This window comes from Flavobacterium sp., from assembly GCF_031409475.1.
In the GTDB taxonomy this organism is placed as follows: Bacteria; Bacteroidota; Bacteroidia; order Flavobacteriales; family Flavobacteriaceae; genus Flavobacterium.
Window position 1 is genome coordinate 39,064 of record NZ_JANNXH010000060.1, and the last position, 19,951, is coordinate 59,014.

20 protein-coding genes are annotated in these 19,951 nt (G+C 32.8%); 6 read left to right on the forward strand and 14 right to left on the reverse strand.

Features of this window, described 5'->3' with window-relative positions; all coding sequences use genetic code 11:
• Nucleotides 1–120: 120 nt before the first annotated feature.
• A complete protein-coding gene (locus RMO53_RS10665; RefSeq protein ID WP_310380423.1) occupies nt 121–1,032 on the forward strand; it encodes a TIGR01777 family oxidoreductase in 912 nt (303 codons plus the stop codon).
• Nucleotides 1,033–1,060: 28 nt separating this feature from the next.
• Here RMO53_RS10665 and aroE read toward each other — a convergent pair whose 3' ends face one another.
• The 4 genes from aroE to RMO53_RS10685 form a co-directional block, all read right to left on the reverse strand.
• The gene (gene aroE, locus RMO53_RS10670; RefSeq protein ID WP_310380426.1) at nt 1,061–1,816 is read right to left on the reverse strand and encodes a shikimate dehydrogenase; all 756 of its coding nucleotides are present in this window, start codon (nt 1,814–1,816) and stop codon (nt 1,061–1,063) included.
• A complete protein-coding gene (locus RMO53_RS10675) occupies nt 1,816–3,213 on the reverse strand; it encodes a tetratricopeptide repeat protein (protein ID WP_310380428.1) in 1,398 nt (465 codons plus the stop codon). Before RMO53_RS10675 ends, aroE begins: the two co-directional genes overlap by 1 nt.
• A 181-nt stretch (nt 3,214–3,394) precedes the next feature.
• Entirely contained in the window at nt 3,395–4,570 is a 1,176-nt protein-coding gene (locus RMO53_RS10680) for an aspartate aminotransferase family protein (protein WP_310380429.1), read from the reverse strand.
• Nucleotides 4,571–4,745: 175 nt separating this feature from the next.
• Nucleotides 4,746–6,320 carry an OstA-like protein gene (locus RMO53_RS10685; protein WP_310380431.1) on the reverse strand — a complete coding sequence of 525 codons (1,575 nt, stop codon included), beginning with the start codon at nt 6,318–6,320 and terminating at the stop codon, nt 4,746–4,748.
• A gap of 336 nt (nt 6,321–6,656) precedes the next feature.
• Here RMO53_RS10685 and RMO53_RS10690 point away from each other — a divergent pair, with 336 nt between their 5' ends.
• A complete protein-coding gene (locus tag RMO53_RS10690) occupies nt 6,657–8,525 on the forward strand; it encodes an alpha-amylase family protein (protein ID WP_310380433.1) in 1,869 nt (622 codons plus the stop codon).
• A 2-nt stretch (nt 8,526–8,527) separates the two neighbouring features.
• Here the strand turns inward: RMO53_RS10690 and RMO53_RS10695 are convergent, their stop codons facing one another.
• The 7 genes from RMO53_RS10695 to rsfS all read right to left on the reverse strand — a co-directional run bounded on the left by RMO53_RS10695 (nt 8,528) and on the right by rsfS (nt 14,093).
• Entirely contained in the window at nt 8,528–9,301 is a 774-nt protein-coding gene (locus RMO53_RS10695) for a superoxide dismutase (protein WP_310380435.1), read from the reverse strand.
• Nucleotides 9,288–9,578 carry an acyl-CoA-binding protein gene (locus tag RMO53_RS10700; RefSeq protein WP_310380437.1) on the reverse strand — a complete coding sequence of 97 codons (291 nt, stop codon included), beginning with the start codon at nt 9,576–9,578 and terminating at the stop codon, nt 9,288–9,290. The genes RMO53_RS10695 and RMO53_RS10700 overlap by 14 nt, the downstream gene beginning before the upstream one ends.
• Nucleotides 9,579–9,580: 2 nt before the next feature.
• On the reverse strand, nt 9,581–10,231 hold the full coding sequence (locus RMO53_RS10705) for a phosphatidylserine decarboxylase family protein (RefSeq protein ID WP_310380439.1): 651 nt from the start codon (nt 10,229–10,231) through the stop codon (nt 9,581–9,583).
• The gene (locus RMO53_RS10710) at nt 10,221–11,075 is read right to left on the reverse strand and encodes a phosphatidate cytidylyltransferase (RefSeq protein ID WP_310380440.1); all 855 of its coding nucleotides are present in this window, start codon (nt 11,073–11,075) and stop codon (nt 10,221–10,223) included. The genes RMO53_RS10705 and RMO53_RS10710 overlap by 11 nt, the downstream gene beginning before the upstream one ends.
• A 1-nt stretch (nt 11,076) precedes the next feature.
• Nucleotides 11,077–11,673 carry a lactate utilization protein B/C gene (locus RMO53_RS10715; RefSeq protein WP_310380442.1) on the reverse strand — a complete coding sequence of 199 codons (597 nt, stop codon included), beginning with the start codon at nt 11,671–11,673 and terminating at the stop codon, nt 11,077–11,079.
• Between the two features lie 111 nt (nt 11,674–11,784).
• Nucleotides 11,785–13,707, reverse strand: coding sequence for an ATP-dependent zinc metalloprotease FtsH (gene ftsH / locus RMO53_RS10720; protein WP_310380443.1), 1,923 nt, complete (start codon nt 13,705–13,707; stop codon nt 11,785–11,787).
• A gap of 14 nt (nt 13,708–13,721) precedes the next feature.
• Entirely contained in the window at nt 13,722–14,093 is a 372-nt protein-coding gene (rsfS, locus tag RMO53_RS10725; protein WP_310380445.1) for a ribosome silencing factor, read from the reverse strand.
• A gap of 95 nt (nt 14,094–14,188) precedes the next feature.
• On the opposite strand from rsfS, the gene RMO53_RS10730 reads away from it, so the two are divergent.
• Entirely contained in the window at nt 14,189–14,917 is a 729-nt protein-coding gene (locus RMO53_RS10730) for a biotin--[acetyl-CoA-carboxylase] ligase (RefSeq protein ID WP_310380446.1), read from the forward strand.
• A 46-nt stretch (nt 14,918–14,963) separates the two neighbouring features.
• Here the strand turns inward: RMO53_RS10730 and RMO53_RS10735 are convergent, their stop codons facing one another.
• Nucleotides 14,964–15,356 (reverse strand): SRPBCC family protein, encoded by a 393-nt coding sequence (locus RMO53_RS10735; protein ID WP_310380448.1) that lies wholly within the window; start codon nt 15,354–15,356, stop codon nt 14,964–14,966.
• Between the two features lie 41 nt (nt 15,357–15,397).
• On the reverse strand, nt 15,398–16,045 hold the full coding sequence (gene pyrE / locus RMO53_RS10740; RefSeq protein WP_310380450.1) for an orotate phosphoribosyltransferase: 648 nt from the start codon (nt 16,043–16,045) through the stop codon (nt 15,398–15,400).
• A 7-nt stretch (nt 16,046–16,052) separates the two neighbouring features.
• On the opposite strand from pyrE, the gene RMO53_RS10745 reads away from it, so the two are divergent.
• A complete protein-coding gene (locus tag RMO53_RS10745; RefSeq protein WP_310380452.1) occupies nt 16,053–16,655 on the forward strand; it encodes an NUDIX domain-containing protein in 603 nt (200 codons plus the stop codon).
• Between the two features lie 61 nt (nt 16,656–16,716).
• Nucleotides 16,717–18,063 carry a DEAD/DEAH box helicase gene (locus tag RMO53_RS10750; protein WP_310380454.1) on the forward strand — a complete coding sequence of 449 codons (1,347 nt, stop codon included), beginning with the start codon at nt 16,717–16,719 and terminating at the stop codon, nt 18,061–18,063.
• Nucleotides 18,064–18,351: 288 nt separating this feature from the next.
• Here RMO53_RS10750 and RMO53_RS10755 read toward each other — a convergent pair whose 3' ends face one another.
• The gene (locus RMO53_RS10755) at nt 18,352–18,912 is read right to left on the reverse strand and encodes a PhnA domain-containing protein (RefSeq protein WP_310380457.1); all 561 of its coding nucleotides are present in this window, start codon (nt 18,910–18,912) and stop codon (nt 18,352–18,354) included.
• Nucleotides 18,913–19,100: 188 nt separating this feature from the next.
• On the opposite strand from RMO53_RS10755, the gene RMO53_RS10760 reads away from it, so the two are divergent.
• Nucleotides 19,101–19,679 carry a hypothetical protein gene (locus tag RMO53_RS10760; RefSeq protein ID WP_310380459.1) on the forward strand — a complete coding sequence of 193 codons (579 nt, stop codon included), beginning with the start codon at nt 19,101–19,103 and terminating at the stop codon, nt 19,677–19,679.
• Nucleotides 19,680–19,951: the final 272 nt, after the last annotated feature.

Consider the following 19,951-nt stretch of genomic DNA (forward strand, 5'->3'; position numbering starts at 1 on the left):
TTAATTTTTTATTGAATTAGACTATAAAGATACATAATGTTTAACTAAATAACAAAAAAGTTAAACAAAATATTATTTAAATGTTTTTAAACTATCAATAAATAGTATATTTGTACTGCTATGAAAAAAAATGTATTAATAAGTGGAGGCTCTGGTTTTGTTGGAAAACAGTTAACTTCTTTGTTAATTGAAGCTGGATATTCCGTTTCGATTTTGAGCAGAACCAAAAAACAAAATACTACAGATATTTCCTATTATCATTGGGACATTACTCGTTTTATTATTGATGAAGAGGCTGTTTTAAATGCGAATTTTATTATACATTTAGCGGGTGAGAATATTGCCGAAAAGCGTTGGACTACAAAACGAAAAACTGAAATTCTTGAAAGCAGAGTTCAATCCACACGTTTAATTTATGAAGTTTTAAAAAAAAATAATAAACAGCTTGATGCTTTTATATCTGCTTCTGGAATTGGGATTTATGGAGCAATAAACGGTTCAGAAATTTGTACCGAAAGTGAGCCGTTGATTAATGATTTTTTAGGAATAACTTGTCAAAAATGGGAAGCAGCAGCAGACCAAATTGAATCTTTAAAAATACGCACGGTAAAAATACGCACCGGTTTAGTTTTAGGCAAAAACGAAGGTTTTTTAAAGGTGATATCGCCAATTTTTAAATACAAATTGGGTTCGGCTTTGGGTTCAGGAAATCAGTTTATGCCTTGGATTCATATAACTGATTTGTGTGCGATTTATCTCAAAGCAATTGAAGATATTGAAATGAAAGGTTCCTACAACGCAGCTATTAATGATGGAACTACAAATACAATTTTTTCTAAAACACTGGCTGGTGTGTATGGTTATTCAATGTGGTTGCCCAATATTCCTGAATTTATTATACAAACGATATTAGGTGAAATGTCCTTGATGGTGCTAAAAGGCAGAAGAGTTTCATCAGATAAAATAGAAAAAACAGGTTTTAAATTTCAATTTGTTGTACTAGAAAAAGCACTAAAGGATTGTTTGTTATAAACCTATATTTTTATTTTCTCCTATTAAATCACCTGTCCTTATTCCAAATTTTCCATGCTTTCTCTGCTTGAAAAATAAGCATGTCTAAGCCGTTTTTTGTTACTGCTCCGTGTTCCTTTGCTTTTTTTAGAAATAGGGTTTCTGCTGGATTGTAAATTAAGTCATAAGCAATGTGTTTCGTTGTGAAATATTCATAAGGAATTAGCGGGAAAGCCTCAATTTTTGGGCTTGTTCCAACAGGTGTAGCATTAATTATGATTTGATAATTATCAAAAGTTGTAGCATTAACTCGGTCATAATCTATAATCCCTTCTTTGGCTTCTCGAGAAACAAAAGTATACAAAATATTTAATTCATCTAGTGCAAAAGCAACACCTTTCGATGCGCCACCAGTTCCAAGTATCAAAGCTTTTTTATGGTGAGGTTTTAATAAAGGTTTTAAAGATTTCAAAAAACCATAATAATCAGTATTGTACCCTTTTAACTTTCCTTTTCTGGTAATTTTTATAGTATTTACGGCACCTATTATTGCTGCTTTTTTTGATAGTTTGTCTAAAAAAGGGATTACGATTTCCTTATATGGAATAGTAACATTCAATCCTTTGAGGTCAGGATTGTTTATTATTAACTCTGGAAAAGAATTGATTTCTTGAATGTCAAAATTTTCATAGGTACAGCCAATAAAATTTTCGTTACTAAATTTTTCTGTAAAATAGCCTTTCGAAAAAGAATAATTAATGTTGCGACCCAACAATCCAAAACGTTTTTTTATAAATTCTTCCATTATAATTTCGTTTGTTTCGCAATGTAATTCTGTACCATTTTGCGGGTCCAAACTACTGGAAACAAATCTTCTAAAATGATATAATTCTCGAAATTCAAACGCAAGGCATTGCTTAAATGAAATTTTGCTTTTGTGTTTTCTTGCAACATGAAGTACAAACCTGCCAATCGATATTCCACTTCGTTTTCTTCTGGAAAATATTCCGAAGCTTGTAGTAAAGTTTGAATGGCACTATCAAATTCGCCTAAAAACTGAAGAATATCAGTCCAAAATAGCCAAGTATCTAATTGATAATCACCAAATTCAACTGCTTTTCTATAGCCAAATTCAGCTTCCTCAAACAGATTCATTTGTTTATTAATTGATGCAAAACGTTTCCAATACATGCGATTTTGATTGTCTATCGCCAATGCTTTGTTTACAAAGAATAATGCTTTTTGAAACTTTTTTTGACGTACATAAAAATCCGTTATTGCAATCCAACCTTTGTCTAAAAGAGGATCTTCGTGAACCGTTTTATTAAAATATTTTAAGGCTTGAACTTTATTTCCTAATTTTTCATAACATTTTCCTATTCGAAGTAAAGCATAAGAAGTGGCATCGTCTAATTCAATAGTCCTGTTGTAACTCTGAATAGCTTCTTCGTATTTTTTTAATCGCTCAAATGCTTTGGCTCTTTCCATAAATGCACCCAGAAATTCATCATCAATTAAAGTAGCATAATCAAAAGCGCGAATGGAACTTTCATATTCCTTCACTCCATAATGTAACCTTCCTAGTTGATGCCAGGCGATTTCGCTGTATGGATTTTTATCGATATATTTATTGAGATAGGTAATAGCTTCTTGATTTTGGTCTAAAAATTCAAAACAATAAACTACATTATATAATGCTGATTGATCTTCATAATCTTCTTCTAAACATTTTATGAAACTCTCTTTTGCCATCTCTAGATTGTCCATAAACAAGTATTCCATCCCGATTAAATTATAGACATCTGCAAAATCATCGGTATATTGAAGTGCAATTTGAAGTAATTCAACTGCCTTCTCGTGGTTGTCTCTTTTGGAGTAAATATTGGCTTTTTGAATATAGATTTCTTCATTTGTAGGTTCTATAGCGTACAACTCGTTTAGTAGTTTTTCTGCCACATCTAGTTTGTCGTCGTAAACAAGCATTTCAACATGAACTAGTTTTAAACCTGTTGATTTTGGGTGCTGTTCTAATCCGAGTTTTAATGCTTTTTTTGCTAATGACGCTTTACCTATATCGAGATAATGAAGAATTATTTCTTCAAATTCCTCGGAGTCAAAAAAGAGCACTTTGTTGGTCTTCAACATTGACTCAAATTTAGATAAGGATAAGTTGTATTCCTCTTCTTCTTCGCTTAATTGCATGTGTAGTTTTTTTGAGTTTGCCCAAAATAAATTTAGGCAACCTTATTGTTATTGTGAGAAAAAATAGGAATTGTTGTGAACAATTTAATTAACAAGTTTACAATGGCAATTTCGATGGCAATTTCAATGGCAATTTCAATTTCAATGACAATAGTAATAAAAATTTTTCAAAATCTGCAATCTAAATTCCATCCATCACTTCGATCAGTATCGCACAACCTTCTCGAATTTCATCTTCAGAAATGGTTAATGGCGGCGTAATTCTAATGGCACAACTTTCGAATAATAACCAAAATAAAATAAGTCCTTTGTCTTGACATTTGAGAATTACTTGGTTCGTTATCTCGGCATTTTCGGTCATTGCAGCAAGCATTAATCCTTTTCCTCGAATTTCTTTAATCAAAGGATGTACCAAAAGCGATCTGATGAGTTTTTCTTTCTCTATGGCTTGAGACATTAGATTTGTTTCAGTAATTTCTTGCAAAGTTGCCAAACAGGCTGACGCAATGACAGGATGACCACCAAATGTGGTGATGTGTCCCAACTTTGGGTTGTCGCTCAGTAAATCCATGTGTGCTGTCGATGCTGTGAATGCGCCAACAGGCATTCCGCCACCCATTCCTTTACCCATAACGAGAATATCTGGAATAACATCATAGTTTTCGAATCCAAAAAGTGTTCCCGTTCTACCAAAACCCGGTTGAATTTCGTCGAGAATCATCATTGCACCAACTTCATCACAACGTTGACGAACTTTTTTTAGAAAATTATTATATGGTTCAATAAATCCTGCGCCACCTTGAATGGTTTCTAGAAGAATCCCAGCAGTTTTGGTGGTTATTTTTTGTATATCGGCTTCGTTATTGAAAGTTATAAAATCAACATCGGGAATCAACGGACGAAAAATTTGTTTGCGTTCTTCAAATCCCATCACGCTCAACGATCCCAGAGTATTTCCATGATAGGCATTGTGGCAAGAAATTAATTGGCTGCGACCAGTTGCTCTTCGGGCGAGTTTTAACGCTCCTTCAATGGCTTCGGTACCTGAGTTGACGAGATAGGTTTTTTCTAATGGTTTGGGTAGGAGTGAAGCCAGTAGTTTGCAATATTCCACAGCTGGACTTTGCGAATATTCGCCATAAACCATCACGTGCGAATATTTGTCCAATTGATTTTTTATAGCATCGTTAACTCTCTTGTTTTGGTGTCCCAAAGTACACGCCGAAACGCCAGCTACAAAATCTAAATATTTCTTGTTGTTAGTATCAAAAATATAGGAACCCATGGCATGCGAAACTTCCATGCCCAATGGATAAGGAGAAGTTTGTGCTTGGTATTTTATAAAATCGTGGTTCAAGGATTATTTGTTGATTTATTATTTTTATCATGAAATTTGTCAATGCTTCGCCTGTTCGAGCTTTGCTCTCGGGTCTGACGAAGGAAGAATCTCATTTTGGTAATCAATTTTGTTGCGATTCTTCCTGCGTCAGAATGACAATGCGACCTGAAATCTGCTCCCGAAGCTTCGGGATTTAAATTTTCTTTTTCTTCTTCTTATCGTAATTCAAAGTTTCTTTCCTAATTTTCATTGGGACATTTTCTTTGGCATTTTGCTTTTTACTTTCTTCGATTATTTTCTCGTTTTCTTCATTTTCTTCGGGCGGAAAAATATCGTCTTTAGATTTTATTCGTTCTTCACCACGCCAGACTAATCCACGAAGTTTTCTGGCATTTTCAGGAAGTTCAGCTTCGGGATAAATATCGCCGTCAACTTGCTGGAAAAAGGTAATAGTTTCTATGGCGTTTTTATCAAAAATAATATTGATTTTACTACTTACGTTTTTGTTAATTCCTATGAGTTCTTGAGTATCATTTCGCATATAATAAACCACTTCAGTGTTTTTTACAATATCAACATCGTGAAGTTTACTATCAATAAATTTGCCGTAAAGATTCATTCCTTTTACCTGATTAAAACCAGTTCCCAATGTGTCTTTCGAGACCAGAAACGTATTGTTGAGTACTTTGAGTGAATCTAGTTTTCGAGTGGTATTATTGCCTATTAGATGCATAATGTCTCCGGTAATCTGGTTTTCGGCGTTCCAAAGTATCGGATTTCCTATCAATTTTGTCAAACCTAACTTTGAACTCGAATGTATAGAATCACATTTACCACTCAAATCAGTTTTATAAAACCGAACATTTTTAAAGGCACGAATTATTCTATTGCCTTCCTTGCCAGTTACCATCAATTTTTTTCCATGAATATAAACGGAGTCATTTTCGACAAAATTTATTGCTACAGCTCTTTTGGTTACAAACATGGAATCTTTAAGTTTGTAAATCTCTGCATAATGTCCTTTGACAATTCCTCTGTTTATCGAATCGGTTATTTTTACGTTTCGCGTAGCCGATGCAAATTCTCGATTTCGATCATAATATAAACTATCGCCTTCGATTAAGCGATCGTTGTATTTAATGTAGGATTTTCGAAGAAAATGAGCTAGATTTTTTTTGGTGTCATAAAACCCTTTTTCAGTATAAATGTAATTGGCTTTACTTGTAATTGTCGATGGTCCAAAGAGATAGGAATGTCCAGAATTACTGTAATAATCCAAGTGATTAGATTTGATTACATAAGTTGGATTTGTAATCGTAACTGCCGTAAGAAATCTAAATTTTTTCTCGGCAACATAATATTTTCCAGATTTGCTTTTGAGGATATTTTCTTTATTGGTAATCGTTCCTTGAGAATTATAAAATACTTCCTGCGTGTTTCGGTCAAAGTTGATGGTATCTGTAACCAAAGTCGATTCAGGCGAACGCATAATTGCATCTCCAGTGGCAAATGCTTGTCTTACATTGCCGTTGTATTCTGCATATTTACTGTTGAGATATAAAGTGTCGCCTTGAACCAGTTGTACGTTTCCAAAGGCTTTAATGTAATTTTCTTTTTGGAAATAGTAAGCTTTATTACAAGTCATAATCACTCCATCGTGATTGACACGTACATTTCCTGTGAGCAATGCAGCATCTGGAGCTTCAATTTGGTTCACATCAAAATAATCAGAATGTTCTACAATGATTTTTTTAGTTGGTTGAGCCAATAAATTTTGGAAACTTAAAAGTAACAAACAACAACTTATAAAAAAAAGCGATTTTTTCAATTGATTTAATTTTTGCCAAATTTATGAAAAAGGGAACAATTCAAATCTATATTATGATTTATTTATAAATGTCGAATTAAGTATTTGAAATAGTTTAAAATGCATATTAAAGTTATCAACAAAACCGGTTAGTGTCTCGTTGTAGTTTGTAGGTTAGATTTTATTTTCGGATGAGTTTCATATTGATAGAAAAAAAACATTAAATTTAAATATTGATTAATCCTGAAGGCTAGAATTGTATAAAAAACCAATAAAAATCAGTTAAAATAATTTTGTATGATAAAAAAAATAACTATTGTTGCAGGAATAAGCATACTGCTTTTGGCAACAGCCTGTAAAACTTCAGCAATAAAAATGAACGCAGAGAATAAAGAAATTGGATCAGAAAAAAAAGTAGTTGTATATCAGGTTTTTACACGATTATTTGGCAACAAAAATACCACAAACAAACCTTGGGGAACGATTGAGGAAAATGGAGTAGGGAAGTTCAATGATTTTACGGACAAAGCGCTTAATGAAATAAAAGACTTAGGCATAAATTATATATGGTACACCGGAGTTCCACATCATGCTTTAATTCGAGATTATACTTCGATTGGTATTTCAAATGACGATCCAGAAGTAGTAAAAGGACGCGCAGGATCACCTTATGCAGTGAAAGATTATTATAATGTAAACCCAGATTTAGCGGTTAATCCCGTGAACCGTTTGCAGGAATTTGAAGACTTGATTGCTCGAACGCACAAAGCGGGTTTGAAAGTGATTATTGATATAGTTCCCAACCATATTGCTCGAAAATACGAAGGAAAAAGCAATCCCAATGGTGTAAGAGATTTTGGTGCTGATGATGATGTTTCGGTGGAATACAAACGCGATAATAACTTTTATTATATTCCGAATACTCGTTTTGAAATCCCCAATACCGAGAAACCATTAAACGGGGAAAACAATCCACTTTCAGACGGAAAATTCGAAGAATTTCCAGCAAAATGGACAGGTAACGGTTCGCGTTTAGCGAAACCAGATAAAAACGATTGGTACGAAACCGTAAAAGTAAATTACGGAATTAGGCCTGACGGCTCAAAAGATTTTCCAGAACTTCCAGCCGGTTTTGAGGCAAAAAATTGCCAAGAACATTTCGATTTTTGGGCAGATAAAAATGTTCCGAGTTCTTGGAAAAAATTTCGTGATATTGCCTTGTATTGGACAGCAAAAGGGGTTGATGGATTTAGATACGATATGGCCGAAATGGTGCCTTATGAATTCTGGAGTTACATGAATTCTTCGATAAAAGTGAAGAATCCGGATGCTTTTTTAATGGCAGAAGTATATAATCCAAATGAATATCGAAATTATATTCGGTTCGGAAAAATGGATTATTTGTATGATAAAGTCGAAACGTATGACCATTTGAAAGCTGTAATTCAAGGAAAAACAACTCCTGACGGACTTTCGGATATTCAACATAAAATGGCAGATATTGAGCATCACATGTTACATTTCTTGGACAATCACGACGAACAACGTTTGGCAAGCCCCGAATTTACAGGAAGTGCACAAAAAGGAAAACCCTTAATGGTAGTTTCGACAACGATAAGCACTGCGCCAACAATGGTTTATTTTGGACAAGAAGTGGGTGAAGCTGGTAATGAAAATGGTGGTTTTGGGACACATTCCAGAACTTCAATTTTTGATTATGTTGGCGTACCCAATCACCAACGCTGGATGAACGACGGAAAATTTGATGGTGGTCAACTTTCTCCAGTCGAAAAAGATTTGCGCGATTTTTATAAAAGATTGCTTAATTTTTCTATAAATAGTTCTGCATTGATGGGACAATTTCAAGAAATTCAAACTATAAATCGTCAATCAACGCAAGGTTTTGATGCTGGAATTTATGCTTACACGCGTTGGTCTGATTCTCAAAAGTTGATTGTAGTGACTAATTTTTCTTGGCAAACCACAAGTAATTTTGAATTGAAAATCCCTGCAGATATTATTCAAAAATGGAATTTAAAAGATGGAACTTATACGATTACGGATCAATTGTATCACAATAATAGTGTGCAATTAAGAGTTGAAAATGGTGAAGGAAAAGCACAAATTAGTATTGCTCCATCTGAATCGTTTATTTATGGCTTATAGAATCACTTCTTCACCGCTTCCTCATAATTTTCGCCTACTTTTTTCCAATTAATTACATTAAAAAAAGCATCAACATAATTTTTTCGTTTGTATTGGTAGTCCAAGTAATAGGCATGTTCCCAGAGGTCTAAAGCCAGAATTGGAGTTCCTTGAATGAGTGCATTTCGCATCAAAGGATTGTCTTGATTTTGGGTACTTGTAATTTGGAGATTCCCTGATTTATCTACAACGAGCCAAACCCAACTAGAACCAAATTGTTTTGTGGCTTCGTCTTTAAATGCTGTGGTAAAATTGTCAAAAGACCCAAATTTTTTGATTAGTTCTTCGGCCAATATATTTTTAGGTTCTCCTCCAGAATTTGGAGCAATGCATTTAAAAAACAAGGTGTGGTTATAATATCCACCAGCATTATTTCTAATTTCTGGAATACTGGTGTCTAATTTTTCCAAAACTTCTTCTATTGTTAGATTCTCTAACGGAGTTCCTACTAAAGCTTTGTTTAGATTATTGGTATAAGTCAAATAATGTTTAGAGTAATGACTTTCCATTGTTGAACCTGAAATATTTGGCGCCAATGCATCATACGAATACGTTAGCTTTTCTAACTGGAAGGAACCATCATTAGCTGTAACATCATCAGGAATTCCCATAACAGCTTTTTCTTGAACTTCGGGTAGTGGAACTTCTACGTTGTATTCGGTAAGTTTTTTTTTGTTGCAAGAAGTTAAAAAAACAACTAATAATAAATTGATTAGTAGGATATTAAGTTTTTTCATTGTCATTTTTTATATTCAAAATAGAATTAATAATATCTATATATTGCTGTTTGGATTCATCAATTGTTAAATGACTTATTTGTATCCAAGCATTGGTTTTAAACGCATTTCTCAAATCAAAACTTTCAGAATGATTGTAATTTAACGAACCATAAGTTGCTTGTTTGTATAATGCATAAAGTCGGAGTTGCACATCTTGAGGTAAGGATGCTTGAGTCATATTAGAAGCAATTCCTACAGCTTCCTGAAATTGTGTATCTAAATCTTTTTCGAACATTATTATTTAGTTGCAATAATTGTTTTTCCTCCAATGGCTTTTTGATTGAGCGCAACATTTACGTTTGTTCCAATGGGTAAAAATAAATCTACTCGAGAACCAAATTTTATAAATCCGGCATCTTCACCTTGAATAACTTGCATTCCTTCTTGGGCATAATTTACAATTCTACGAGCCAAAGCACCAGCGATTTGTCGGTATAAGATAGCTCCAAAGTTTTGATTTTCAACTACAATGGTTGTTCTTTCATTTTCTTCACTTGCTTTTGGATGCCAAGCAACTAAAAATTTACCGGGATGGTATTTGCTAAATTTCACAATTCCGCTTAGTCCATAACGTGTAACATGAACATTTAAGGGCGACATAAAAATAGAAACTTGTATGCGTTTGTCTTTAAAAAATTCACCTTCATAAACCTCTTCTATTACAACGACTTTTCCGTCTACTGGAGCAAGAATTTGGTTTTCGTTAACTATGACGTCTCTTTTTGGATTTCTAAAAAATTGTAAAATGATAATCAATAATCCAAATGTGGCTATTTGAATTGATTTTTGAATCCAATAGGTTTCAATAAATTTATCGGATAATAAAAGTACAATAGCTGTAAAAACAGTACCTATTAAAATGGATTGAGCTCCTTCTTTATGAAACATAGTTTAAAATTTGATAAAATAAAAATATAACTGGTGCTACAAATATAACACTATCTAGTCGATCTAGTATGCCTCCATGGCCAGGCATAATGTTTCCACTATCTTTTACCCCAGCAATTCGTTTAAATTTGGATTCAACTAAATCTCCAATTGTGCCAAAAACTCCCACAATTATTGCAATTGTCATCCAGATTACTACTGATTTTTTAAAATAATATTCTTTGGGTTCAAAATAATATCTTGAAATAATATAACTAGCAATCACTGCAAATAGTACTCCACCTATAAATCCTTCTATTGTTTTTTTTGGTGAAACCTTTTCGAATAATTTATTTTTTCCAATTGATTTTCCAACAATAAATGCAAAGGTGTCGTTTGTCCAAATAAGTATGAAAATACTGATAATGATTTTTGGATTATACCCTTTTTCACCAAATGGAATTTTTGTAATAAAAACGAATGGAAGTATGATATAACCTATTAAATAAACATATTTTGAAAACAAATTTGGAGCAGTATTCTTTTGTTCAAATAAGAATAAGAGGCATTTTATAGAAACAATTAGGGTTATTATAAGTGCGGCAAGTGTTAAATTATGCCCTGTTTCATTCGTAAATAATTCATTTTGCTTGAAATTTGTTTTGTAAAAAATAAAATAGATTATGCTTGAAATAATTAGGGCATAAATTTTATTCAGTTGGATTAAATTGCAAAATTCAAAGACAGCTATAAGTAGAAAAACACCAAATAAAACAAAAAAACTTTCGGTAGAATATAAAATCAGGGATAGTAATAAAATTACATAAATGGCACCAGATATTGTTCTCTTGAGTGTTTCATTCATTTTACAAATCTTCTAAAAGCAATAAGTATAGATTTTTAGCGGAACTTCCGTATTGGGTAAAATCTTCTTCTTCTGCTTTTTCAAAATATTTTATAGTAGTGATATTTGTAGGATAATCTTTTATGTATTTTTTTTTAATGACGCTTAAACCATCGCTTTTTGAAGCTATTAATTGACTTGTGTTTGCTTTTATAATAATGTTACTAGGCAATTCATTAGGTTTGTTTTGTTTAATTTGTTTTGATGAAAATAATATTGAACCTTCATCAGCGATTAAATTTTCACAATTTGCTAATAAGAATTTTGGGTTTGTAGCAGCAACATAATTCAGTTTGTTCTCGTCAAGTAAACTGAAAAATTCTGATTCGTAGCATAAAACGTCACTTTCGAACCAATCATTTTCTTCAAGAATATTCTCGAATTGTTCTTTTATTTCGGCTGTATTTTCACAATATAAAAATTTTCCACCGTTTTTTTTAAAATTATAAATAAATTGCTCGTCGAGAGGAGCGTTGATATCCGGTGAGAATTTACTAAATTCTTTTTCTGCTTCAGAATCAGGATTATTTGAACCAAAAATTTTTCTAAAAAGACTCATATTTTTGCGGGGCTATTATATATGTTATATGAAAACGTCCAAAGATAAAAAAATCTTAATTCAAAAACTGTTTTGAATTAAGATTTTTAATTTATTTACAGAAAAAGTTTATTAAGATACCACTTCTTCAAGATTTTTGTCAAATGTTCTTTTACCAAATATAGCCTCTAAATCATCTTTAAAAATTACTTCTTTCTCGATAAGTATATCAGCAAGTTGATTTAGTTTATCTTTATTTTCTTCTAGTATTTGAATTGCACGTTGGTATTGATTTTCAATTAATGTTGAGATTTCCTTATCAATAATTTTGGCAGTTTCTTCTGAATAGGGTTTCGAAAAGCTGTATTCGTTTTGACCTGTAGAATCATAATAAGTTACATTTCCTATTTTTTCATTCAATCCATAAATGGTTACCATTGCTCTAGCTTGTCTAGTAACTTTTTCTAAATCACTTAATGCACCGGTTGAAATTCTATCGAAAGTTACTTTTTCTGCAGCTCTACCGCCCATAGTTGCACACATTTCGTCTAGCATTTGGTCTGTACGCACAATAAGTCTTTCTTCTGGTAAATACCAAGCTGCACCTAAACTTTGACCACGAGGAACAATAGTAACTTTTATTAAAGGTGCTGCATGTTCTAACATCCAACTTACTGTTGCATGTCCGGCTTCGTGAATCGCAATTGCCTTTTTTTCGTCTGGAGTTACAATTTTATTTTTCTTTTCTAGTCCACCTACAATTCGATCCACAGCATCAAGAAAATCCTGTTTGTCTACGGCTGTTTTATTATTTCGAGCGGCTATCAAAGCGGCTTCGTTGCATACATTAGCAATATCTGCTCCTGAAAAACCTGGAGTTTGTTTCGCTAGGAAATCGGTATCAAGACCTTCGATTTTTTTTAAGGGTTCAAGGTGAACTTTGAATATTTCTGCTCTTTCTCTTATGTCTGGTAAGTCTACAAAAATTTGTCTATCAAATCGACCCGCACGCATCAAAGCTTTGTCAAGGACATCCGCTCTGTTTGTAGCTGCTAGGACAATTACATTTGAATTGGTTCCAAAACCGTCCATTTCTGTTAGTAGCTGGTTCAAAGTGTTTTCACGTTCATCGTTTCCACCAGACATATTGTTTTTTCCTCTGGCTCTACCAACTGCATCAATTTCATCAATAAATATGATTGCTGGTGATTTTTCTTTGGCTTGTTTAAACAAATCTCGAACTCTCGAAGCACCAACTCCTACAAACATTTCAACAAAATCTGATCCCGATAAAGAGAAAAATGGAACCTGAGCTTCGCCTGCTACTGCTTTAGCTAATAATGTTTTTCCTGTTCCTGGAGGTCCAACAAGTAATGCGCCTTTTGGAATTTTTCCACCTAGATTCGTATATTTTTCGGGATTTTTAAGGAATTCTACAATTTCTTGAATTTCTTCTTTAGCTCCTTCTAGTCCAGCAACATCTTTGAAAGTGGTTTTAACATCTGTTTTTTCGTCAAAAAGTTTGGCTTTTGATTTTCCAATATTAAAAATTTGACCACCGCCACCGCCACCGCCAGACATTCGTTTCATGATAAATATCCAAACTCCAATAATTATAATTACGGGAAGTAAACTAATAAAAATATCAGTCCAGTTACTAGCATCTTTAAAATCATAATCTTTTATTTTTTTACTTGCTTTTGCCAGGTCTAATTTTTCTTGAAAAGATTTAAGATCACCAAATTTTGTAATATAATGTGGTCCTTTATTAGGTCTGTCTAAAACATCTTTTGCCACTTTTTTATTTGCAGGATCTTTCAATGCTGCCGAATTCAAATAGATTTCGGCATCTGTTTTATTAAAAATAATTACATTTTCAATTTGTCCTTTTGATAAAAGAGCATCTATATCAGATGATTTAAGCTGAGCTGGTTCAGATAAACTTGAACCACCGGTAATAAAACTTATGAATACGAAAACTAAAATTATTGCAGTGGGAATTAGCCAAGGACTAATTTTAAATTTATTCTGATTTGGATTGTTATTTATAGCCATTGTAGTGTGTTACTTTAATATTTGTTTGCGATTGTTGTAATTTTTGCGTCTCCCCAAAGGCTCTCAATATTATAATATTCACGAATGTGTTTCTGAAAAACATGAACTACAATATGCACATAATCCATAAGAACCCACTCCGCATTATCACTTCCTTCAACATGCCAAGGCTTGTCTTTTAATTCTTTTGAAACTGATTTTTGTACTGAGTTTACGATGGCGTTAACTTGGGTATTAGAATTTCCGTTGCAAATAATGAAATAGTCACAAACTGCAGTGTCAATATCTCTTAAATCTAGAATATCAATATCATTTCCTTTTACTTCTTCAATTCCTTTTATGATGTTTGCTAATAAAACATCATTATTTATAATCTTTTTCGCCATGAATTATTTTTATATAAGTTTGTAAAGTTACCCTTTTTTGTGATTATTTTTGAACCTTAACATAATATTAAATTTTGTTTCACAAATAATTTCAAATGAACTTAATCAAACTCGATGCCATAGATTCAACAAATGATTTTCTAAAAGAATTATCAAATAGAGATGTATTAGAAAATTTTACTGTAGTCACCGCAGAAAATCAAACAAATGGCAAAGGTCAAATGGGTTCAGTTTGGGCTTCTGAACAGGGTAAAAATCTAACTATGAGTATTTTAGTTAAAACTTTTTTGTTAAATACTTCGCAAATATATAATCTCACTATAGTAGTTTCGTTAAGTGTAATTAAGGTTTTAGAAGGCTTTAATATTCCAAAATTAAGTATAAAATGGCCAAACGACATAATGTCAGACCATAAAAAAATAGGAGGTGTTTTAATAGAAAATACAATAAAAAGCGACGGAACTATTATTTCGATTGTAGGTTTAGGTTTGAATGTCAATCAAACAAATTTTGAAAGTTTGCCCAAAGCTTCCTCGTTAGCACTAATTTGTAATTCAAGTTTTGATAAAGAAGAAATTCTTTTTGAAATAATGCATGAGTTGAAAAGTAATATTCAGAATTGGGATAGAAAATCAGCAGTTTTCATAACAAATTATACCAGTAAGTTATTCAAAAAAGGGATTCCAATGCCATTTTTAGATCAAAATAATAATAAGTTTATGGGAATAATTCAAGGTATTTCGCCTGTGGGGAAACTTCAAATTTTATTGGAAGATGATATTGAGTCTGAGTTTGATATCAAAGAAATTCAAATGTTGTATTGAAGAGATTCTTCGTTCCTCAGAATGACAAATTCAGGATATCAATTTCTTATAATTTCCCCATATTGCCAACTAGAGTTTCTATGAATTTTGAAATTGGACCTTTTATCATCATGGCCATCATAGCATTAAATTCGCCTTCAAAGTCTAGTTTTACCTCGCAAGAATTGTCTGCAACAGCATCAATATTTGCAATTAAAGTAAATGGAAGTTTATCACTTGCAGCACCCAGAATAATTTTATTTGGTGCCATTTTTTCTTTCATTTTTAACTTTATTTCGGGCATACCTTTCAATCCAAAAATAAAAGCATCGTCGCCAATAACTTCAAATTTTGCTATGTTTTCTGGCATTAATTTTTCAAAATTTCGTACATCGCTTAATAAATCGAATAATTCTTGTGCCGATTTTTCGACTGTAACTTTAGGACTTTCTAAATTCATTCTTGGAATTATTATGTTTAATTATTTTCAATAAAACATTCTTAAACCGGAACATTCCATGTCGAAGGATTTCTATTCCATTCTCTCAAAATTTCTTCTTCTGGTTCCGTAATGTATTTTTTGGCTACAGCCAAATTCAATAAATTTTGATAATTACTTAAAGTGTACAAATCAATATTTGCAGCTGCAAAGTTCTCTTGCGCAACATCAAAACCGTAGGTAAATATTGCAGCCATTCCTTTAATATTTGCTCCAGCTTCACGCAAGGCTTCAACGGCTAGCAAACTACTGTTTCCTGTGCTTATCAAGTCTTCAACGACAATTACATTTTGTCCTCGTTGTAAAAAACCTTCCACTTGGTTCATTCTACCGTGTTTTTTTGTTTCAGGACGCACATAAACAAACGGCAATCCTAAACTTTCAGCAACTAGGATTCCTATTCCAATTGCTCCTGTAGCAACACCAGCAATCACATCTGGTTTTCCAAACTGTTTTTCAATGTTTTTAGAAAATTCATCTCGAACATAATTTCTAATGGCTGGAAATGAGAGTATTAATCGGTTGTCACAGTAAATTGGAGAATTCCATCCAGAAGCCCATGTAAAAGGATTTTTTGGATTCAATTTAATTGCATTTATTTGTAAAAGCAATTCGGCTGTTTTTTCGGCAGTATCTTTGTTAAAAATCATAGTACAAATGTATAAAGTTTTTGTGAACGACAGACCACTTTTTTTAACAAATCAAATCTCGAAGGAGACCGATTTTCAATTGTTTTTACTAGAAAGTGTTGATATAGAGCAACTTATTGTTAAAATTTTTCAAAATAAAATTCAAAAAGCTTATTTATATCATCCTGACGAAAAGGAAATTATGAAAACTTTGAAATCTAAAATCCCCGTTTCTAAAGCTGGTGGTGGATTAGTTTTTAACAAGAAAGGAGAAGTATTATTTATTTTTAGAAGTGGAAAATGGGATTTACCCAAAGGAGGAACTGAAAAAGGCGAAGATATTGAGGATACTGCAATGCGCGAAGTAGAAGAGGAAACGGGTGTTAATAAATTAAAAATTACACGAAAACTTCAAAAAACCTATCATGTTTTCAAAAGAAATGGTGTTTATAAACTAAAAATCACGCATTGGTTCGAAATGACTTCAGATTTTGATGGAATTCCAGTAGGACAAATTGATGAGGGCATTGAAAAAGCGGTTTGGCTCAATCCAAGCGAAATGAAAGGCGCTTTGAAAAATTCATACGAAAACATTAAACTATTGTTTGAAGAAGAAAGAATTCTAAAATAAGAGTTTTTTTTTATTTCAAAATTCATAACTCATAACTCATAATTCATTTTACCTTTGCAAAATGAATAAAAAGCACCATTCCAACAATATACTTCTCAATTTAGGCATTTCAACACTAAACGAAATGCAGGTCGCAGCTCAAGAAGCTATTTTGAGCGACAACAATATTTTACTACTTTCGCCTACAGGTTCTGGAAAAACACTCGCTTTCTTGTTGCCCATTTTCGAAATGTTGAAACCCGAAATACTTTCTGTTCAATGTTTGATTCTGGTTCCATCACGTGAATTGGGTTTGCAAATTGAGCAAGTTTGGAAAAAAATGGGAACCGATTATAAAGTAAATGTTTGCTACGGCGGACATTCCATTGAAACCGAAATCAAGAATTTAAGTAATCCTCCAGCAGTTCTTATTGGAACTCCCGGACGAATCGCCGATCACATCGATAGAGGCACTTTTCGATTGGACAAAATTGAAACCTTGATTCTCGATGAATTTGACAAGTCTTTGCAGTTGGGTTTTCACGAACAAATGTCATTTATTATTGGAAAATTGTCAAAACTAAATAAACGTGTTTTAGTTTCTGCAACTTCAGATATCGAAATCCCTAAATACACCAGAGTTATCAACCCAACGATTTTGGATTTTATTCCAAATCAGGAAGAAGCAACTAATCTTTCAATGAAAATGGTCGTTTCGAAAGAAAAAGACAAAATTGGGAGTTTGTTCAATCTGATTTGTTCTTTTAAATCACAATCGGCATTAGTGTTTTGCAACCATCGTGATGCTGCCGAAAGAATCAGCGATGTGTTGAACGAAAAAGGGATTTATGCCACGTATTATCACGGCGGAATGGATCAGGACGAGCGAGAACGCGCTTTAATTCAATTCCGAAACGGAAGCGTGAGCTATTTAATCACCACCGATTTAGCAGCACGTGGACTCGATATTCCCGAAATGAAACACGTCATTCATTATCATTTACCTTTAAAAGAAGATGAATTTACGCATCGAAACGGGAGAACGGCTCGGATGTTAGCATCAGGAACGGCTTATCTTATTGTAAACGACAGCGAGAAAAAACTCGATTACGTCGATTATGGAATGCAAATTCTCAAAGTAGGAAATAGCTCAACTTTACCAAAACCACCCGAATTTCAAACCATTTACATCAGTGGTGGAAAGAAAAATAAATTGAACAAAATTGATATCGTGGGTTTCTTCTCCCAAAAGGGAAAACTCGAAAAAGGCGATCTGGGATTAATCGAAGTGAAGGATTTTATATCCTTCGCTGCCGTAAAATTTAATAAAGTCAAAGACTTACTTCATAATATCAAGGACGAAAAAATGAAAGGGAAGAAGTTTAAAATTGAAGTTGCTAGAAAAGTGATTAAGAAAGAGGAGGAGTAGTTCTGATTTGCTTCGCCCGTTCGCTATCGCTGTCGTTAAGTTAAGTTTTATTTGTCATCCTGACGAAGGAAGAATCTCTTGTTAGTTGCTCACGTTTGTTGAGATTCTTCCTTCGTCAGAATGACAAAATCATCGACAAAATCCCTTAACTTAATTATATTTAGTTCGCTGTCGCTTGGGTCAGATTTCAGATTTAGAATGTTAAACAGCTCAATATAAAATGAAAACGTCTTCATTTCCTGAGACGTTTTCATTTTTTACTTCTAACTTTTGACATCTAACTTCCCACTATATTTTCTTCACGTATTGTGTAATAATTACAATCGTTTGACCATCAACTCTGCCTTCAATATATTCAGCGTTTTCGTGGTCTAATCTAATGTTACGAACTGCAGTTCCTTGTTTGGCCACCATACTCGAACCTTTTACTTTCAAGTCTTTGATCAAGACTACTGAATCTCCAATGGCAAGAATCACTCCATTGCTGTCGCGATGTATTACTTTGTTTTCATCGTCTTCGCCTTCGCCAGTAGCTTGCGCCCAAGCCAAAGTCTCTTCATCAAGATACATTTGTTCAAGCAATTCTTGGTTTTGCAAACGGCTTAGCATTCGCCAAGAAACAACTTGCACCGGAATAGGTTCGCTCCACATACTTTCGTTTAAACAGCGCCAATGATTTTGGTCTTCATTACCTGGATTTTCAATTTGGTCGATGCAAGTACTGCAAGCCAAAATACTTTCGTCTAATCCTCCTTTTTTTGTTGGTAAAACTTGGTATACTTTTAGGTTTTCGGTTGCCGAGCAAAGTTCGCATTGAGAACCGCTACGTTTGTTTAATGTTCTTTCCATAATTTATAATTAACATTTTTTTGCTAATGTAGTATTAAATATTTTTGTTTGTAAAAAGCATTATTTGAGTATAAAATCTTATAAATAGACATAAATATCAGTATAACAGCGTTTTATGTTTTAAAAATATGTTTCATTGAAATCTTTTTTTTATATTTGATTAGTATAATAATTTAAACTATAACACTATGAAAAACAAAGCATTACTATTTGCGAGTTTCATTTTTATGTTATTCGTATCTTGTGATTCATCTTCAGTTGATGAGTCTGAACCAACAACTAATTTTTTAAGTTCAAAATTAAAAAATTTGAAAATTAATGAGGTAGAAAAAAACACACCTAATTCATCTGCCAATGGTCAAGGAGCTATTTTTTTAAATTACGAGGGCTTTGTCCCTGGTATTCAGTATTTTTCGTTTCATGCTAATACTGATGTTAATGGAGTTGTTTCTGGTTCTTTTGAAACAAAATGGGGAGTTAATGGTCGAATTCATGGCACGATTGATTGTCTAACAACACTTTCTGATGGTAAGACCGCAATATTGTCCGGTAAAGTAACTCAAATTAATGGTGATGGGTATATAAACTCTGGATTCTTAGTGGGCATGAATGCATGGTTTAAGGTTCAGGATAATGGCGAAGGAGCAAATTCATCTACCGACATGTTTTCTGACATCTACGCAAATTTTGACCCGATACTACAATGCTCCTTTAATCTTGGGGTAGATATGTTAACAATTACTAACGGGAATATTCAAGTTAAATAATAATTTATATTTCTTAAAAGTATATCTATCTTAAAAAAAAGTTGAGTCTAAATCCTCTCATATTAATTGTTGTGGGAGGTTTTTCTGTTGTAAGACTATCTAAGATTAAAAATATAGATGAGTATTAAGAAAACCCGTTGGGTGCAATTATTTAAAGTAAAATAAGTTGAATAAATATTGGTCAAGATACTGAAATTCAGTATCTTGAAGTCGCTAAACCACCAATATTTATGTCAAATATAGTAAAAAATTATTTTAAAATTTTAGAAGTT

Coding starts and splice junctions, on each gene's coding strand:
- RMO53_RS10675 (WP_310380428.1), bottom strand. CDS start 3,213: ATGCAATTAAGCGAAGAAGAAGAGGAATACAACTTATCCTTATCTAAA.
- RMO53_RS10695 (WP_310380435.1), bottom strand. CDS start 9,301: ATGAAAAAACTTAATATCCTACTAATCAATTTATTATTAGTTGTTTTT.
- RMO53_RS10665 (WP_310380423.1), top strand. CDS start 121: ATGAAAAAAAATGTATTAATAAGTGGAGGCTCTGGTTTTGTTGGAAAA.
- RMO53_RS10690 (WP_310380433.1), top strand. CDS start 6,657: ATGATAAAAAAAATAACTATTGTTGCAGGAATAAGCATACTGCTTTTG.
- RMO53_RS10760 (WP_310380459.1), top strand. CDS start 19,101: ATGAAAAACAAAGCATTACTATTTGCGAGTTTCATTTTTATGTTATTC.
- RMO53_RS10755 (WP_310380457.1), bottom strand. CDS start 18,912: ATGGAAAGAACATTAAACAAACGTAGCGGTTCTCAATGCGAACTTTGC.
- ftsH (WP_310380443.1), bottom strand. CDS start 13,707: ATGGCTATAAATAACAATCCAAATCAGAATAAATTTAAAATTAGTCCT.
- RMO53_RS10745 (WP_310380452.1), top strand. CDS start 16,053: ATGTATAAAGTTTTTGTGAACGACAGACCACTTTTTTTAACAAATCAA.
- rsfS (WP_310380445.1), bottom strand. CDS start 14,093: ATGGCGAAAAAGATTATAAATAATGATGTTTTATTAGCAAACATCATA.
- aroE (WP_310380426.1), bottom strand. CDS start 1,816: ATGGAAGAATTTATAAAAAAACGTTTTGGATTGTTGGGTCGCAACATT.
- RMO53_RS10705 (WP_310380439.1), bottom strand. CDS start 10,231: ATGTTTCATAAAGAAGGAGCTCAATCCATTTTAATAGGTACTGTTTTT.
- pyrE (WP_310380450.1), bottom strand. CDS start 16,045: ATGATTTTTAACAAAGATACTGCCGAAAAAACAGCCGAATTGCTTTTA.
- RMO53_RS10715 (WP_310380442.1), bottom strand. CDS start 11,673: ATGAGTCTTTTTAGAAAAATTTTTGGTTCAAATAATCCTGATTCTGAA.
- RMO53_RS10730 (WP_310380446.1), top strand. CDS start 14,189: ATGAACTTAATCAAACTCGATGCCATAGATTCAACAAATGATTTTCTA.
- RMO53_RS10750 (WP_310380454.1), top strand. CDS start 16,717: ATGAATAAAAAGCACCATTCCAACAATATACTTCTCAATTTAGGCATT.
- RMO53_RS10710 (WP_310380440.1), bottom strand. CDS start 11,075: ATGAATGAAACACTCAAGAGAACAATATCTGGTGCCATTTATGTAATT.
- RMO53_RS10700 (WP_310380437.1), bottom strand. CDS start 9,578: ATGTTCGAAAAAGATTTAGATACACAATTTCAGGAAGCTGTAGGAATT.
- RMO53_RS10735 (WP_310380448.1), bottom strand. CDS start 15,356: ATGAATTTAGAAAGTCCTAAAGTTACAGTCGAAAAATCGGCACAAGAA.